At 65.1% G+C, this 16,031-nt stretch carries 14 protein-coding genes; 6 read left to right on the forward strand and 8 right to left on the reverse strand.

All coding sequences use genetic code 11. From position 1 onward, the window contains the following. Positions 1 to 78: 78 nt before the first annotated feature. The 3 genes from G6N27_RS23820 to G6N27_RS23830 are packed head-to-tail and all read left to right on the forward strand — an operon-like array spanning position 79 to position 2,610. Positions 79 to 1,080: a cytochrome P450 gene (locus tag G6N27_RS23820; RefSeq protein ID WP_163780736.1), complete on the forward strand. Its 1,002-nt coding sequence runs from the start codon at positions 79 to 81 to the stop codon at positions 1,078 to 1,080. Positions 1,081 to 1,131: 51 nt separating this feature from the next. Continuing rightward, the gene (locus G6N27_RS23825) at positions 1,132 to 1,932 is read left to right on the forward strand and encodes a COG4705 family protein (protein ID WP_163780738.1); all 801 of its coding nucleotides are present in this window, start codon (positions 1,132 to 1,134) and stop codon (positions 1,930 to 1,932) included. Between the two features lie 9 nt (positions 1,933 to 1,941). Next, a complete protein-coding gene (locus tag G6N27_RS23830) occupies positions 1,942 to 2,610 on the forward strand; it encodes a response regulator transcription factor (protein WP_163780740.1) in 669 nt (222 codons plus the stop codon). Here G6N27_RS23830 and G6N27_RS23835 read toward each other — a convergent pair. Further along, entirely contained in the window at positions 2,592 to 3,980 is a 1,389-nt protein-coding gene (locus G6N27_RS23835; protein WP_163782255.1) for a HAMP domain-containing sensor histidine kinase, read from the reverse strand. The two genes, G6N27_RS23830 and G6N27_RS23835, sit on opposite strands and share 19 nt — an antisense overlap. Positions 3,981 to 4,248: 268 nt before the next feature. On the opposite strand from G6N27_RS23835, the gene G6N27_RS23840 reads away from it, so the two are divergent. Together G6N27_RS23840 and G6N27_RS23845 are read left to right on the forward strand one after the other, a co-directional pair. Then, on the forward strand, positions 4,249 to 4,572 hold the full coding sequence (locus tag G6N27_RS23840; protein WP_163780742.1) for a hypothetical protein: 324 nt from the start codon (positions 4,249 to 4,251) through the stop codon (positions 4,570 to 4,572). A 119-nt stretch (positions 4,573 to 4,691) separates the two neighbouring features. After that, entirely contained in the window at positions 4,692 to 7,481 is a 2,790-nt protein-coding gene (locus tag G6N27_RS23845) for an ATP-binding cassette domain-containing protein (RefSeq protein WP_163782257.1), read from the forward strand. 8 nt (positions 7,482 to 7,489) lie between these two features. Here G6N27_RS23845 and eno read toward each other — a convergent pair whose 3' ends face one another. After that, on the reverse strand, positions 7,490 to 8,773 hold the full coding sequence (gene eno / locus G6N27_RS23850; RefSeq protein ID WP_163780744.1) for a phosphopyruvate hydratase: 1,284 nt from the start codon (positions 8,771 to 8,773) through the stop codon (positions 7,490 to 7,492). Positions 8,774 to 9,098: 325 nt separating this feature from the next. Here eno and G6N27_RS23855 point away from each other — a divergent pair, with 325 nt between their 5' ends. Further along, the gene (locus G6N27_RS23855) at positions 9,099 to 10,472 is read left to right on the forward strand and encodes a wax ester/triacylglycerol synthase domain-containing protein (RefSeq protein WP_163780746.1); all 1,374 of its coding nucleotides are present in this window, start codon (positions 9,099 to 9,101) and stop codon (positions 10,470 to 10,472) included. Positions 10,473 to 10,505: 33 nt separating this feature from the next. Here G6N27_RS23855 and G6N27_RS23860 read toward each other — a convergent pair whose 3' ends face one another. The 6 genes from G6N27_RS23860 to G6N27_RS23885 all read right to left on the reverse strand — a co-directional run bounded on the left by G6N27_RS23860 (position 10,506) and on the right by G6N27_RS23885 (position 15,964). Further along, a complete protein-coding gene (locus G6N27_RS23860) occupies positions 10,506 to 11,324 on the reverse strand; it encodes an enoyl-CoA hydratase/isomerase family protein (RefSeq protein WP_232064777.1) in 819 nt (272 codons plus the stop codon). Next, the gene (locus G6N27_RS23865) at positions 11,287 to 11,997 is read right to left on the reverse strand and encodes a mycothiol-dependent nitroreductase Rv2466c family protein (protein ID WP_163780749.1); all 711 of its coding nucleotides are present in this window, start codon (positions 11,995 to 11,997) and stop codon (positions 11,287 to 11,289) included. The genes G6N27_RS23860 and G6N27_RS23865 overlap by 38 nt, the downstream gene beginning before the upstream one ends. Continuing rightward, positions 11,994 to 12,782 (reverse strand): maleylpyruvate isomerase family mycothiol-dependent enzyme, encoded by a 789-nt coding sequence (locus tag G6N27_RS23870; protein WP_163780751.1) that lies wholly within the window; start codon positions 12,780 to 12,782, stop codon positions 11,994 to 11,996. The genes G6N27_RS23865 and G6N27_RS23870 overlap by 4 nt, the downstream gene beginning before the upstream one ends. 209 nt (positions 12,783 to 12,991) lie before the next feature. Further along, positions 12,992 to 13,696, reverse strand: a complete 705-nt coding sequence (locus tag G6N27_RS23875; protein ID WP_163780753.1) for a peptidoglycan recognition protein family protein — start codon at positions 13,694 to 13,696, stop codon at positions 12,992 to 12,994. Beyond that, entirely contained in the window at positions 13,693 to 15,645 is a 1,953-nt protein-coding gene (locus G6N27_RS23880) for a hypothetical protein (protein WP_163780755.1), read from the reverse strand. Before G6N27_RS23880 ends, G6N27_RS23875 begins: the two co-directional genes overlap by 4 nt. Before the next feature lie 85 nt (positions 15,646 to 15,730). Further along, positions 15,731 to 15,964: a ferric uptake regulation protein gene (locus G6N27_RS23885; protein ID WP_163780756.1), complete on the reverse strand. Its 234-nt coding sequence runs from the start codon at positions 15,962 to 15,964 to the stop codon at positions 15,731 to 15,733. Positions 15,965 to 16,031: the final 67 nt, after the last annotated feature.

The raw sequence follows: 16,031 nt of genomic DNA on the forward strand, positions 1-16,031 counted from the left end.
CTGAATGCCGATATCGACCGGCGGACCACACACGCCGCCGCGCGGGACTTCTGGGCTCAGGTACGCAAGGCCGGGCGGGTGGTGGACCTGCTTGGCGATCATTACCTGACCGACCACGACGACATGCTCGCGGCGCTACGCGACCCCACGCTGGTCTGCCCGGGCGCGGACTCCGACACCTACCCGTGGATACCGAGCACCGTGCCCGATCCGGCGGAACACGCGCGATACCGGAGCATTCTCAATCCTTGGTTCACGCCGCAGGCATTGGCCCCCGTTATCGCAGCCGTGCAAGACCACGCGGTAGCGCTGGTGGACGCTATCGCCGACAACGGTGAGTGCGACGGCATCGCTGACATCGCCTGCCCGCTGGCATCTCGCACGTTGCTCACCGTGCTGGGCTTCCCACTCACCGACCTCGACGCCGTCATCCGCCTGCTGGACCACTACCGGGCACACCGCGACGACCCGAAGAAAGGTCGTCAGCGCGTGCTCGATTACGTGCTGCGCACCATTCCGCAGGCGAATCCGACCGGCATCGTCGCGGCGCTGCGAGATGAATTCGACCACGACGAGCTCATTTCGTTCGTCATGCTGCTGTTCACCGCCGCCGTCGACACCGGCACCGTCGGCGTCGGATTCTCGCTTGTCGAGTTGGCCGGCAATCCGTCGCTGCAGGCTTTCCTGCGGAGCCACCCCGACCAGATCGGCGCGTTTGTCAGCGAGGCGTTGCGGCTCAATCCGCCTATCACCACGTGCCCGCGGGCCAGTCTCACCGAGATGACCATCGGCGACGTCACGCTGCCGGCCGGTGCGCGGATTGTGCTGCCAGTGCAGGCACTCAACCTCGACCACGGCGTCGAAATATCGATCGCCGACAACCAGATCCGATCGCGGCCGTCGTACGCGTTCGGCGGTGGGACACGGCGTTGCCTCGGCGTGCACCTCGCACGGGCCGAGCTGACAGCAGTCATCACCGAGTTTCTGCAACGCATTCCGGAGTTCACGACAGCGGACGGTTACAGCGCACTCGCCGCCGAGGTCGACCGATACCTGACGCACCTGCCACTGGTGTGGTGATGTGGCATCTCAGCACCTTCTCAGTGCGGTGGGCGTAAGCAGGTTGCCACGATGAACGACGTTTCAAAACACACGTTGACCAAGGTGCCGGCGGTCACGCTGGGGTTCTGGGTCATCAAGATCTTGGCGACCACGCTGGGTGAGACCGGCGGCGACACCGTGACGATGACGATGAACTGGGGCTATGCGGCCGGGGTCGCGCTCTTCGGGTCGGCTCTGTTGGCGCTGGTGATTATGCAGATCGTCACCAAGCGATTCCATGCGGCGCTCTACTGGGCGACGATCGTGGCCTCGACGACGTTCGGTACCACGTTGGCCGATTTCGCGGACCGATCATTGGGGATCGGTTACACCGGCGGATCACTTCTGCTGCTGGGTTGCCTGGTGGCGACTTTGGGGCTGTGGCGGTGGTCCGAGGGGACGGTGTCGGTCAGCACGGTCTCGACGCCGAAGGTGGAGGCGTTTTACTGGGCAACCATCACGTTCTCCCAGACATTGGGGACCGCGCTCGGCGATTGGCTCGCCGACACCAACGAATTCGGTTACGAGCGTGGGGCACTCGTGTTCACGGCCGCGTTGGCCGCGGTGTGCGCACTCTATTTCTGGACCGACGTGTCGCGTGTGGTGTTGTTCTGGGTCGCGTTCATCCTGACGCGTCCGCTGGGCGCGACGGTCGGGGACTTCATCGATAAGCCCGTCGCCGACGGCGGCCTGGCCCTGAGTCGCCCGCTGGCCTCAGCCGTCATCGCCGCCGTCGTGGTCGTGTTGGTCATCGCCCTGCCGCAACGGCCGGGACGTCACCCCGGACAGGCGAATCACGATCCGGTGTCGCGTCCGCGGCGGACGAAGTAGCCTGCGGCCGTGAGGGTTTTACTCGTCGAAGACGAGGAGCGATTGTCGGCGACTCTTTCCAAGGGTCTGAAGGCCGAGGGCTTCGTCGTCGTGTCCGTAGGCACGGGCATCGAGGGCCTGCACGAGGCGACGGAGAACGACTTCGACGTCGTGGTGCTCGACATCATGCTCCCCGGCCACAGCGGGTACGAGGTGCTGCGTCGCATGCGCGCACAGCGGGTGTGGACCCCGGTCCTGATGCTGACGGCCAAGGATGGTGAGTACGACGAGATCGACGCATTCGACCTCGGAGCCGATGATTACCTGACCAAGCCGTTTTCGTTCCGGGTGCTGGTGGCTCGGCTGCGTGCGCTGGTCCGTCGCGGAGCGCCGGAGCGGCCGGTGGTGTTGACGGTCGGATCGCTGTCGCTTGACCCCACTCGTCATACGGTCGAGCGCGATTCGACGCCGATCGCGTTGACCCCGCGTGAGTACGGGCTGCTGGAATTCCTCATGCGCAACCAGGACGCGGTGGTCACCAAGACCGAGATCTTGCGCAATGTGTGGGATGCCCATTACGAAGGCCCCGACAACGTTGTGGAGGTGTACGTCGGTTACTTGCGTCGCAAGATCGATGTTCCGTTCGGCACCAACACTATTGAGACGATCCGCGGGGTCGGCTACCGGTTGTTCTGCTGAGGGAGTTTCACGACCATCGTGGTTCCCTCGCGGGGTTGATCGTCGATCGACACGCTGCCGCCGTGCGCGGTCACAAGGTCAGCGACGATGGCCAGGCCGAGCCCGCTGCCTCCGCTGCTGCGGGCGCGGTCGGAGTCCAGCCGCACGAACCGCCCGAAGACCCGGCTTCGTTCGGCAACCGGGATGCCCGGACCGTCGTCACTCACCGTGATGATGGCGTGACCGTCGTCGCTGCCGACGGTCACATCCACGCGCGACTTCGCATGGCGGACAGCGTTATCCACCAGATTACGGATCACCCGCGACAGCGCCGTCGGGTCGCCGGTCAGATTCGCTGCCGAAATGTCGGTGTTGATCGTGCATGCGGCGCCGCGACGTGCGCGAGCCGCCTCGACTTCGGCAAGCTCGCCCAACCGCACCGGTTCTTTGCGTAATGCCAGGCTGTGTTCGTCGGCGCGGGCCAGCACGAGGAGATCCTGGATCAGCGTCTGCATCCGGTGTGCCTCAGGAAGCAGCGTGTTGATCGCCAGGTCTGCGTCGAGTAATTCGGGATGGGCTTCGGCGACTTCCAAGCCGGAGATGATGGTGGCCAGCGGGCTGCGGAGTTCATGCGATGCGTCGCCGACGAATCGCTGTTGCGCGTGGTGGCCGGCCTCGAGGCGCGAGAGCATTTCGTTCATGGTGACTGCCAGGGCAGCGATTTGGTCGCGGCCGGCGGGCACCGGTACTCGCTCGGCCAAATCCGATGTGGAGATCTCGGCTACGCGGCTACGGATGGCGTCCACCGATTGCATGGATCGGCGAACCAGCCAATAGGTTGCCGCCGCCGCCACCGCGACGATGATCGGGGCGCCGCACGCCAACAGCAGCGCGGCAGTCCGTGCGGCGGCCTCGACCGCCTCGCTACCGCCTCCGACGATCACCGTGTACTCACCCGAGGAGGTTTCGACCCGTTGGCCACTGACCCGCATGTCGTCGCCGGCAACCGCGTCATCGGGCATCCCTCGGCGCAGATGGAGGTCGAATTCGCTGACCGGGACCAACGGCGTCTCAGGCGCCAATCCGGATCGCTCGAGCATCCTTCCGTCCGGCGCGATCAACTGAATCGCCACGATGTGGTGGTTGGTGGTCAACAGGTCTCTATTGAGATCGGCGGCCGACCCGGATTGCAGGGCCTCTGCGATGTTGCGCACCCTTCCCGCGGTGGCGTCGTCGACACCGACCAGCAACGATCGGTACAGCAGGGCGTCCAGTGCGACGCTCGCAACGGCGAACGCCACCAGCACGACGATTCCCGATACTGCGGCTGAGCGGGCCGAGATGCCGATACTTCTGAGCGCCGCTAACCGCTTGAGCCCGTGTCGCCACAACGACCCGACGGTAGACACCTGTTCAGTCTGATTGCTCGGCGCTGTGAATCGGGTGAGAACGCTGCGATTCGCATCGGGTGCGGCTGCCGTGCCGACCGAACTTCATGCGCTGAAACCTTTCTCAGCGGCTTCTCAACGACCCGCGTTTACGCTGGCGCTCCCATGCACAGAACGGACCGTTGTGTCCGTTCGGCACGAGTTGTGGAATGGATTGTTTAGGAGCGTGTTTCGTGATGATCAGCACAGGACGCATCGTCTGGAGTCAGGCATGAACGTCGAGCAATTGCGGCGCGCGCTCGCCGAACTCCCGGGCGATGTGCCAGTCGTTCTCGACGACTGCCAGATGGGCTGGATGGCGAATGCCGGCCTGTACCTCGCACCGGCACACCTGGACTGCGGCATCACCGGCAATCACCTCCACGCGCGACATCGAGATGGCGCCGACAACTGTCACGCGCTGTTGATCAGCGGCTTGGGACAAGTCGACCCGGGCGTGGTGGACATCAGTCCGCAGATCGCGTGGCCGGAAGTCATCGACGTGGAAGTCGACGTTCGCCTACCGGGCCCACAGCTTCCGAGTTCGATCACGTGACGCGGCAGATAGATTGCGCGGTTCGGCCGGATGATGCCGGCGATAATCCGACGTTGTCGTCCAACGACATTGGGGGAGCCGCGTCGCTACGGCCGGGCGAATTGGCGCAGGCGTCGGTGATGGGCGCGTTGTGTGCGGCGATCGCGATCATCGCGGTTGTCTTTCCACACGCGGGTGAGCTGGGCCTGCTGGGCGCCGTGCCGATGGGGTTGCTGGCCCATCGGTATCGGATCCGGGTCCTGGTCACCGCCACGGTGGCCGCCGCTGCGATCGGCTTCCTGGTCGTGGGCGTGAGCGGCGTTGGGGCGGTTGCGCTCTGCGCCTATGTCGGCGGGCTGGCCGGAATCGTGAAACGCCACAACCGCGGTGCTTCGACTGTGATCGCCGCATCCTGTGTCGCCGGTCTCGTCATCGGCGCAGTTGTGATCGCAGCGTTGACTGTGCTGAACCCGCTTCGGGAACTGGTGTTTCACACTGTCGCCGCTGCCGTGAACGGTGCGGCGGCGATCATGTCGCGGGTGCCGCCGCTGCAGCCGGCGGCGCGGGGCCTCGGCTGGTTCTACCTCGAAGCGTCGGGTCACTGGCAGTGGCTCGTTCTCGGGTGCGCTGTCGCCGCGATCGCGGGAGCTTCGGTGATCGGCTGGTGGGGGATCTCGCGGGTGCTTGAGCGGCTCGGCGGCGTGCCCGACGTGCACAAGCTGGACGTGGTGGGCGGCACCGGGCCGATCCAGCCTGTTCCGGTGCGGTTGGACGAGGTGCGCCTGCGCTACCCCCACACCGACTACGACGCGCTGCGCCCAGTCAGCGTGGACGTGCGGCCGGCCGAACATGTCGCGGTCACCGGGGCTAACGGCGCGGGCAAAACCACGCTCATGCTGATCCTGGCCGGCAAAGAACCGACAGCGGGGACGGTGGAACGTCTCGGGGCCGTCGGTCTCGGTCAACTCGGTGGTACCGCCGTCATCATGCAACACCCGGAAAGCCAGGTACTGGGATCACGAGTGGCCGACGACGTGGTCTGGGGACTGCCGCCGGGCAGGTGCACCGATGTCGACCGGCTGCTCAGGGAAGTCGGGTTGGACGGTTTCGCCGAGCGCGACACCGGCGGTCTGTCCGGCGGCGAACTGCAGCGCCTCGCGGTAGCCGCGGCGCTTGCCCGCGATCCCGCCCTGCTCATCGCCGACGAAGTCACCAGCATGGTCGACCAGCAGGGCCGGGATGCACTGCTCAGCGTGCTATCCCGGCTGCCTGATCGTCACCGCACCGCTTTGGTGCACATCACCCACTACAACGACGAGGCCGATTACGCCGACCGCACAATCAATCTGAGCCATTCACCCGATAACACGGCGATGGTCGAAACCGCGGCCGCGCCGGTGCCGACGGTTGCGCACGGCGACCAATCTCATGCGCCGGTGCTCGAACTTGCGGGCGTCGGCCACGAATACGCCAGCGGCACACCGTGGGCGCAGGCCGCGCTGCGCGACGTCAGTTTCACGGTGTATGAGGGCGACGGGCTCTTGATTCATGGTGGCAACGGCTCCGGAAAGTCGACGCTGGCGTGGGTCATGGCCGGGCTGACGGTGCCCACCAGTGGCACCTGTCTGGTCGACGGGCGCCCCGCCTCCGATCAGGTCGGTGCCGTGGCGCTGCAGTTCCAGGCGGCCCGGTTGCAGTTGATGCGCAGCCGTGTCGACCTGGAAGTGGCGGCGGCAGGCGGACTTTCGCCGGATGACCACGCCGGCATCGCGGCGGCGCTGGCCGCCGTCGGCCTGGACGCCGAGTTGGCGAAGCGACCCATTGACCAGCTCAGCGGCGGCCAGATGCGTCGGGTGGTGCTGGCCGGATTGTTGGCGCGGTCGCCGCGAGTATTGATTCTCGACGAGCCGCTGGCTGGGCTGGATGCCGCAAGCCGGCGCGGTCTGGTCCGGCTGCTCGCGGACCGGCGCCGTGACACCGGCTTGAGCATCGTGGTCATCTCGCATGACTTCGCCGGGTTGGAGGAGCTCTGCCCGCGGACCCTGCGCCTGCGTGGCGGTGCGCTGAAACCGGCGCCATCCGAGAGCCGGCCCACGTCCCCGACGGCGCCACGTCCAATCCGGCGAGTACGGCGACCTGCTGTGTTGCTTCGACCGGTGCCCGGACGCACCGCCATCCACGAGTTGTGGGCTGGCACCAAACTTCTTATCGCATTTGGCACTTCGGTGTTGTTGGCGCTGTACCCGGGATGGATTGCGATCGGATTTGTCGCTGCCCTGGTGGTGGCGGGGGCCCGGGTCGCCCGTATTCCCCGCGGGGCACTGCCGTCGCCGCCGCCCTGGCTGTGGATCATGCTGGCCATCGGCGGCATCACGGTCGCATCGGCCGGCGGCGGCCCCCAAGTCCAGCTGGGCGCGATCTCGATCGGCCTCGGCGGCCTGCTGGAATTCTTGCGTCTGACCGCACTGTCCGTCGCATTGCTCGGCATGGGAGCGCTGGTGACGTGGACGACTAACGTTGCCGAAATCGCCCCCGCGGTAGCTTCTTTGGGTCGCCCGCTGCGTCGATTGCGCATCCCGGTCGACGACTGGTCGGTCGCATTGGCGCTCGCGTTGCGCACCTTCCCGATGCTGATCGACGAATTCCGGGTGCTGCACGCCGCTCGCCTTTTGCGGCCCAAAGGGAAACCAGCGACCGGCAGCGCCCGTCTCAAACGCCTGGCGGCAGATGTTGTCGACGTGGTCATCGCGGTGATCACCGTGACACTGCGAAGGGCCGACGAGATGGGCGATGCGATCACCGCCCGAGGCGGCACAGGTCAGATCTCAGCGACCTCTGCGCAGCCGAAACGTGCTGACTGGATGGCACTTTCGATCGTATCAGCGGTGGGTATGGCCGCAGTGACCGCGGCGTTGCTGCTGGCCGCCTAGGGTTCCAGTCAGAACCGCGCCAGTGCCGGCACATCCGCCAGCGCACAATCGGGAATACGCTCGGCGGCGCGGAGCAGGAAGTTGAGCTTTTCGATCCGCTCACCCGACCGTGGTGCGCCGTTCTTCTGCAACGGCGCGGCCAAACCCACCGCCAGGTCCATCACCACGTCGTCGATCACACCACCGGAACGGCCCGACGGAATCGTCAAAATGGAGTTCTGCGAGGCGAATTCGTAGCAGTCCAGCGCCTCGGCGATGGTGCCGACCTGATTGGGCTTCAGGATGAAGCCGTCGACGGCCGAGGTCCGCGCGGCGTGCTGCAGTCGGTCGCGGTTGGTGACGATCAGATCGTCGCCGACGATGATCGAGCGGTCGATTGTCTGCGCCGCCTTGGTGAATCCGTCCCAGTCATCACCGTCGAGGAGGTCCTCGATGAACAGCAGTGGGAATTCCTCCGACAACGCCCAGGCGTAGTCGATCAGGGCCTCCGATGTCACCCGCTCGCCGTTGAAGGCGTATGTCTGCGTGCCCTCGTCGTAGACCTGGCTCGACGCGCAGTCCAACGCAAACGCCATCGTGTCGGCGCAGCCGGCGAGCTCGACCGCCTCGGTCAGCAACTCCAGGACGACCCGTGGGTCGCTGGATGGCGCGACGTAGCCGAATGACGATGCCATCACAGGCGCGCGGCCGTAGCGGCGTGCAAGCACGTCACCGAGCACGCCGAACAACGTCACGCCCCTCTCGACCGCCGATTCGATGGAATGGGCGCGGTAAGGCACGACGAGGAACTCGTTGAACGTCTGAAAGACATCGCCGTAGCGGCCGCCGTTGATCATGTTGAAGCTGGGCGCCGGCACGGTGCCCGGCGGGTCGAGTCCCAGCAGCGCGGCGACGTAGGCATAGGTGGGTGTCCCCGCCGCCCCGGATGCCGCGCGTAGCAACGCGATCGAGGTGGAATAGATCGCGTTTCCGCCGAGCCGGCGTTTGTCCGGCGTGCCGTCGAGTTCGATCATGATCCGATCCAGGGTTCGCGGGTCGTCGAGCTCGGCGCCGATGAGAGCGGGGGCGATTTCGTCGGTCACGGCGTTGACGGCGCGGTGCACGCTCAGCCCGTCGTATTCGGACGGGTTTCCGTCACGAGATACGAATGCCTCGTGCGTACCGACCGAACTACCGGTCGGTGATGCGCCGCAGCCGACATGGCCGGTATCGGTGGTGATTTCAACCTCCACCAACGGCCGGGCTTTGCAGTCCAGCAGCTGGCGGGCGGCGACGGATGCGATCTTCATCAATGGACTCTCGGAACGTGGGACCGCCAGCGTAGGACCAACACGCTGAGAAGCCGCTGAGCTTGCCGTGTACACGATCGCCGGTCCGTCGAGAGCGGGATGGGGCACTGAGTCGCAATTTCTCGGGTCAAACCGCCCTGTCCGCGAATAAGTAAGAGGCGCAACGTGATGCCGAGAGCCCAACTCGCGACGTGCGATGTCACGTCACGCGGACGTGACGGCCCGCTGCCGTGCGGCTCGCGACCCAAATGCCCTTTCTGAAGGGACCAAAGTCACCGGTAGCACCCGAGATGGAGACGACGGCTCGCAGGAGTCGTACCTTGGGAAAATGGCCGAATTCATGCGCAACAGTGACGCGTTCACGTGGGCCATGGAAAGCGATCCCCGATTGCGTTCTACCGTGGTCACGGTGATCGTGCTCGACCGGTCACCAGACTGGGAAGCGGTACGCGAGCGCTTCAGCCTCCTTTCGGCCAAGGTGCCGATGATGCGGCAGCGAGTCGTCCCGTCCCCGGCGCCCGCGCCGCCGCGGTGGGAGTACGCGCCGGACTTCGACCTCGACTTCCACTTGCGCAGAGTGACCGCGACCGCGCCGGGCACCATCGACACGGTGCTGGAAATGGCTCGGGTCGCGGCGATGGGGGCCTTCGACAGGGCACGCCCGCTTTGGGAGGCCACGTTCATCGACGGCCTCGAAAATGGCGGCGCAGCAGTCATTCTCAAGTTCCACCATGCTCTGACGGATGGCGTTGGAGGCATCCAGATCGGGATGATTCTCTTCGATTTGTCCGAGGTTCCCGAGAAGCAGGGACCGGTGGCGGAACTGCCTGAAGTGCCCCCGCCGCCCTGGCTGCGCAGTTACCGCGACACGGCGCGATACGACGTCCAATCGGTGGGCAACGCGGTGCTGGGCGCACTGAAGGGTGCGCCGAAGCTTATTTCCAACGGCATTCTGCGACCCGTGCCAAGTGTTTCGTCGGTTGCGCAGATGGCGGCGTCGGTCTACCGAACCGTGCGCCCGGTGAATCGGACCGGTTCGCCGCTGATGAAAGAGCGCAGCCTGATCCGGCGTCTGGGCGTGCACGAGGTCCCGTTTTCTGAACTTCGGGCTGCCGCCCACCGCGGTGGCGGGGCGTTGAACGACGCCTTCGTCGCGGGCGTGGCCGGCGGGCTGCGGCGTTACCACGAAAAGCACGGCGCCTCGGTGGGCGACCTTCATCTCACGATGCCGATGAGCCTGCGCGCAGAGGGCGACGAGATCGGCGGTAACCGGGTCACGCTGATGCGGTTCGACGTGCCCGTCGGCGTCCTTGATCCGTCCGAGCGCATCCGCCAGATCCACGAGAGGACCGGCAAGGTGCGGCAGGAGAAGTCGCTGCCGTACACGCAGTGGATCGCCGGCGCTCTCAACATGATGCCGCGGTGGTACATCGGTTCGATCCTGCGTCACGTCGACTTCCTGTGCAGTGATGTGCCGGGAATTCCGATGCCGGTGTTCCTCGGCGGCGCGCGGGTAGTGACCCAGTACGCGTTCGGGCCGACCATCGGCGCATCGGTCAACGTCACGTTGCTCACGTACGTCGACACCTGCGCCGTAGGCATAGACGTGGACACCGGCGCGATCCCCGACTACGACGTTTTTCACGAGAGCCTCGTCGCCGGTTTCGACGAAGTGCTCGCGCTGGCCTCGGCTCCCGCCTGAAGCGGAGTGAACCTGAGTTTGTGCCTTACCCGATCATTCGTGACGGAAGACGGGCTGCCGCTTCTCGGTAAACGCCATCATGCCCTCGACCTGGTCAGCGCTGCCTAGCGTCGCGTGAACCGCGGCTCGTTCGTCGCGAAGTGACGTTTCCAATGGCTTGCCATCGCCCGTCACCAGACACCGAAGCATCGACGCCACCGCGAGACGGGGCATTGCTGCGAGCTCCTGCGCGAGATCGAGGCTCTTCTGCTTCAGATCGGCGTTGGGCCAGACTTCGGTCACAAGCCCAAGGCGCAATGCTTCGGGGCCGGATACCGCCTTGGCCCGGAGGATCATGTCGACCGCTCGATCCCGGCCAATGCGGCGCGCCAACCGCGCGCTCCCACCCCATGCCGGGACTGTGCCCAGATGCAGCTCCGGCAGGCCGATACGCGCGCCGGTGGCCGCTGCGATACGGAAGTGGCATGCAAGGGGGAGCTCCAGCCCGCCTCCCAGGCAGTTACCGAAGAGTGTCGCTATCCACGGCTTGTCCATGTTCTCGATGGCCCCGAGGACTCGCAGCCGCTGATCGAAAATCGTGTCGATCCGTTCGCGATCGGTCAGTGCACCGGCGATTTCTTTGAGGTTCATGCCCACTGAGAAGTTGTCGTACCCGGCGGCAGTGATCACGACAGCGCGAATGGTGGAGTCAGAGCCAATCGTGGTGACGAGCGGCTCCAGGGCGTTCATGAACGACAGCGACATACGGTTGTACGGCGGGTCGTCGATGGTGATGATCGCGACCGCACCGCGACGCTCGTACGCGAGACACGGCTCATTCATCCCCGGCCCCCAAGCCGCGAATGTCGACAACTTGACCGCGGTTGATTGATACCCAGTCGCGAGCCTCCAAATAGGGACGGAAGGTCTCGGCGATCAGCCGTGCGTCGTCGGCCGTCTTGGGCCGCTGCAGTTCGTAGAGATGCGGGAACTCCGTCCAGGTGACGACGGCGTCCCAGAGTCGCACGGCCGCCTGCCCGGTGGGCGGATCGATGAGGACCGGGCCGAAAAGGCACTGTCCGTCAGGGAAGAACATCGTCGGCACGCCGTAGCCGTTGGCGTCGACCACTCGCTGGTGCTCAGCCATCACCTCGTCGCTGGTGGTGGGATCGGCGATCGCCTGGTCGACAAGCCCTGGTTCGAGGCCGAGTTCCTCGAGAAGGTGCTCGGCGACAGCCTTCTCGTGCGGCTTGTGTCCGTCGACGTGCAGGGCTTTGCCGGCCCGGCCGTACCAGGCGTCGAGGTGGTCCATCGATGTGCGCCGCAGCAGGGCGCCGATGCGCATCATTGCCCAGCCGTAGGACCACTCGCGTTCCCACGGGTGCTTCTTGCCTTCTTCGCGGTTGATTTCTTCGAGGCTGAAGAAGCGCCAGTTCAACGTGAGGCCGGTGAGTTCACGTACCTCGCGGATCCACAGCGATGTTTGGTAGGCGTACGGGCACATGACGTCGAAGTGGAAGTCGACGGATTCGGGTTGGTTCGTCACATCGTGAACCTGAGATTGCGCGCGGCCCGCTCGCCGAGTTCGGCGTCGCCGTTCCATGTGATCGCACCGGAGTCGATTGCCCCTTGGGGGTCGATGCGTCCACAGGCAAGCTGGACGAACGTCGTTGAGTCGGTGATGATCTCGACGTCTGGATGGTCCAGACGGTCGACCTGCTTTGCCCGGCCGTCGACCAGGACATTGAAGTCGCGAACGAGAGGTCCGGTGAGCCTGAAGGCGATGCTCTTGCCTTCGGGCAGGCCCACTTTCTTGCCGACGATGTAGCCCAGCGAACCCTGCACCTCGCCCAGTGCGATCTCAGCGGCGACGCCAGTGTCGTCGGTCCGTATGCCCAGCGGGGTGGTGATGTCGCGATCGTGGACCCAGAAGTCGAAAACCCGGATCTCCAGGAAATTCCCGTAGGTGCCCGGACCGGTGGGCGTCCACGAGGGACGTTCCAGATCCGCTTCGGTGAGTGAGGCGAGATCGCGCCTCCGGTGGTCGTAGGTTGCGCGCACCCGTTCGGCGAAGGCCGCGTTGTCCATGCCGGCGGTCTCGAGTTCGAACTCTGCGGCCCTCCCAAAAGGTGGCGGCGTCGCGGCATCATCAGGTAGCCAGCCGGCTAGAACCGCTTCGATACTGGTCACGTGGCTCACTACGCCACGCACATTCCAGTCCGGGCATAAGGATTGGAATCGCCAATCGGCGTCGGTCAGGTCGGCACAGAGGGATTCCGTTGCGTGATAGCACCTTTCGAGGGCGGTGCGGATCTCCCCGAGGCTCCTCATCGCGCACCCGCTGCCATTGCGGCGATAGAGTGAAATCGTCTGTGTTGCATTGTTTTGCACTCCTCAGATCAGGATTGGGGTTGCGTCAATGGTGCGCGGCGGCCGCGCGCGACGGTGTGGGTGACGGGCTTCGGGTCGCGTCGACTGGGGGTGTTCGGCAGCGGGGAGAAGCCGTTGGCCGGCCCGACGGCTCCAACGGTATTCACGGGTTACCTACCCGCCTCGATAGCCGCGACTCGCGCGGCAGCCTCGGGTCCGCAGAAACCCTGCAGATCCACTCCACCGGCGGCGAGCAGATCGTCGATGCGACGCTTCAGGTCGCCCGAGGAGAGGTGGGCGTAAAGGTTCGCACCGGGACACGACGTCTGGGCGAAGTCCCGGTGGCCCGCCAAGGTGCTGCTCGCAACACCGAACTTCTTGGCAGCCCACGCGAACGCGACTGCGGTCCCGTGTAATTGGGCCTCTGACACGCTCTCCTGATCGAAGTCGCCTTCACACAGGACCAGAAAGTGGCCGGTGGTGTCGTAATCAGTGGCGGTGTCGCCGGCGATCGCGGTGTTCCTCAGTTCGTAGAGGTTGCCGTTGCGGTCGACACCGACGTGATAGGCAATGTCGATCCATCCCTTTTGGTCTTGGTGATACCGCTGATCGTGCCGGAGGCGCTCCGGTGCGTTGCGGTTGTCGCCGAGGACCACCGCCTCGTGGTGCAAGGTCATTCGGGTGATGGTGTGCGGCTTGCCGCCCGGGCGGGCAGGTCGCGCGCCCCACGCATCGCGGCACAGCAGCAGCGCCGAGCTCGCTGCCGTCAGATGGGCACTGGTGTTGCGGGTGTCGCTCGAGCAGGCGCTGACGATCGACGCCGACGCGACACCGCCGGCCAGCCGAAGCAGTTGACGGCGGCTGACCACGCTCACCCGGCGAACATATCGGCAGGATTGAACAACGCGCCCAGGTCGGCCAGCAGCGTGCTTGCACTCGACTGAACCAACTCCGGCATGTTCGCCCACTCGGTCGTCGCCAGGGACCCGAGCTGGGTCGGGAAGTCGGCGTTGGCGGTCAAAATCGCCGTCGCGAGGTCGTCGCGAGCGTTGAGCAGCCCGGCGATGATGCCGGTGTTCGGGTCGAACAGCGTGTCGTTGACGAGCGATCCGAGCTGCTGAGGCAGCAGGAGCGACAGCGCGGTCTGGCCAATTGCCAAGTCCACGGGCAAGTTAACGTCACTGGCGGCTAGCGGAAGGTTGCTGACGATCGCCTCCAGGCTGGCGATCGGATGGGTGAGGACGTCATGATCGACAGCTGCCCAGTCCGGAGACAACGCCGGGGTGAATCTCAGCTCCAGTGGTGTGGTCGGGTCGCTGCCGAACACCGCTTGGAAGTTGTCCGTCCCCATCACCCCTTGCAGGCCGTGCAGCAGCAATTCCTGCAGTACCCAATCGGGCTGGGCGTGTTCGCGCGACAGGTCCAGCGCGTAGTCGTAGGAGAACACCCGCTGCGACATGTCGGCGGCGTATTCCGCCGGGCTGACCGTAGGTGTGTCGGCCGGCAGATAGTTGGCCACGTCGGCCACCGGCACCACTTCGGTCGTCACCGCTAATCCGGTCGGGTCCGTTCCGTCGGGGAGGTTCTCGAACCGGGCGAAAATCTCACCGCTGCTGACACCATTGCTGTCGAGCCAATTCGCCACGCCCGGGTTGGTCGCGCTGACCACGTAATAGGTGTATCCGTCCGGATCGGCGAACGCCGTGGTGTTGTTCAAGGTCGTCTGCGCCAAGGTGAACGGCAGCGCCGCGCCGAAAACGTTCATCAATTCGATCCCGCTGTAACCCGAAGGCACATCGGGCATTTGGACAATCAGCGCCTGGTCGGGAGTCAGATCGAAATTTCCTGCGGAAACGTCCGCACTGGGCAGACCCGTTGCAAAGACGCTCGTTTCGGGTGCCAGCGGGCTCATCGTGTTGGCCGGAAGCTCGATCCCGGCAACCTCGGCCAGGCCCATGTTCTCTTGATTGAACGGCCCGACGATATTGCCGAACGCGGTGAACAAAGTGGTCAAAAGCGAGTCGACCGAATTGATCTGGGAGGCCGACGCCCCTGTCAGTGAGTCGGCGCCGGCAGCGGACGCGTCCGCGCCGGGGAAGATCCCGGTGCTCGGTATGGAGAAGAACGCCGGGCAGTCGGCCACACAGTGGATGCTGATGCTGCCCGGACCCTGTGCCCAGTCGCCCAGCACATCCCGAATCAACAGGGAGGCATCACCATTCGTGGTGGCGTCAGTGTCGTTGATGAAGTTGACTGCGCCGCTCGGATCGGTGGGGCCGATGTCGACGGTGAACGTCCCGTCAGGATTGACGACAAGGCCGTGGTCGAGTTCCAGACTGCTCTTGCTGACCGCTGTTGAACCGGTGATCGCCTCGGTCGCGATCGCGAGAGCTTCGGTGCCCTTGCCGACGGTGCCGGTGAGTTCGTACGTCGCGCCGGGAGCAAGGCCGGCGGTCGCGTGGTAGTAGATGTCAGGGGTGAAGAACTGAAAGTACTGACGGGAATCGGCGGCATCCCCGGCGACCGCTTCCGGCGACTGAAAGAAGACGCCGTTGAACAACTCGGTGACCCTGGACAGCCCGGCCGACAGCAGTTCGTAGTTCGTGTTCTGCAGACCCGTGAGCAGCATGGCGTCGCTCTCCGATGTGGCGAACGGTAACGACTCGTCGTAGCTCACCGCCTGCTGCATCGCGTTCAGCAGCTGGTCGAGGGCCGGTTGAAACGAGCTTGTATCGGCCGCGGCGCGCGGCGCGGTGATGAGCACCGACAGCGCACCGACGAGCGCGATCGTTGTCAGGCCCGCGCGCTGAGGCTTCGTTGCCACCACGACGCTCCCTTCCAGGGGACGCAGTTAGGCGAATTATCGGGCAACCGCCCGCAAATAATGTGATTTCGCGCGGCCGAATGGCTTATGTGGTGCGCTGCTTGGCTTTGGCGGCGTCGCGCCGAGCTTTTTCTTTCGCGTGGGTCGAGCAGCAGTGCGTCATCTCGCAGTGGTATCGGTCGCTGCAATCCTGCGAACAATAGTTCGATGCGGCCGGAAGCCACTGCGGATCGGACAGGTCACGTCGCTGATCGTGCGCCTCGAACCTGTGACCACAATGGACGCAGGTCTTGGTCTTGGCCTTGGTCGCGATAGCCATGCAGGTCAGAATACGCGCCGTTGCCTCGAATCTGTGCTGATTTCACGACAACGGTGAACAATTGGTT

Origin of the sequence: Mycobacterium cookii (genome assembly GCF_010727945.1) — a bacterium.
Classification (GTDB): domain Bacteria; phylum Actinomycetota; class Actinomycetes; order Mycobacteriales; family Mycobacteriaceae; genus Mycobacterium; species Mycobacterium cookii.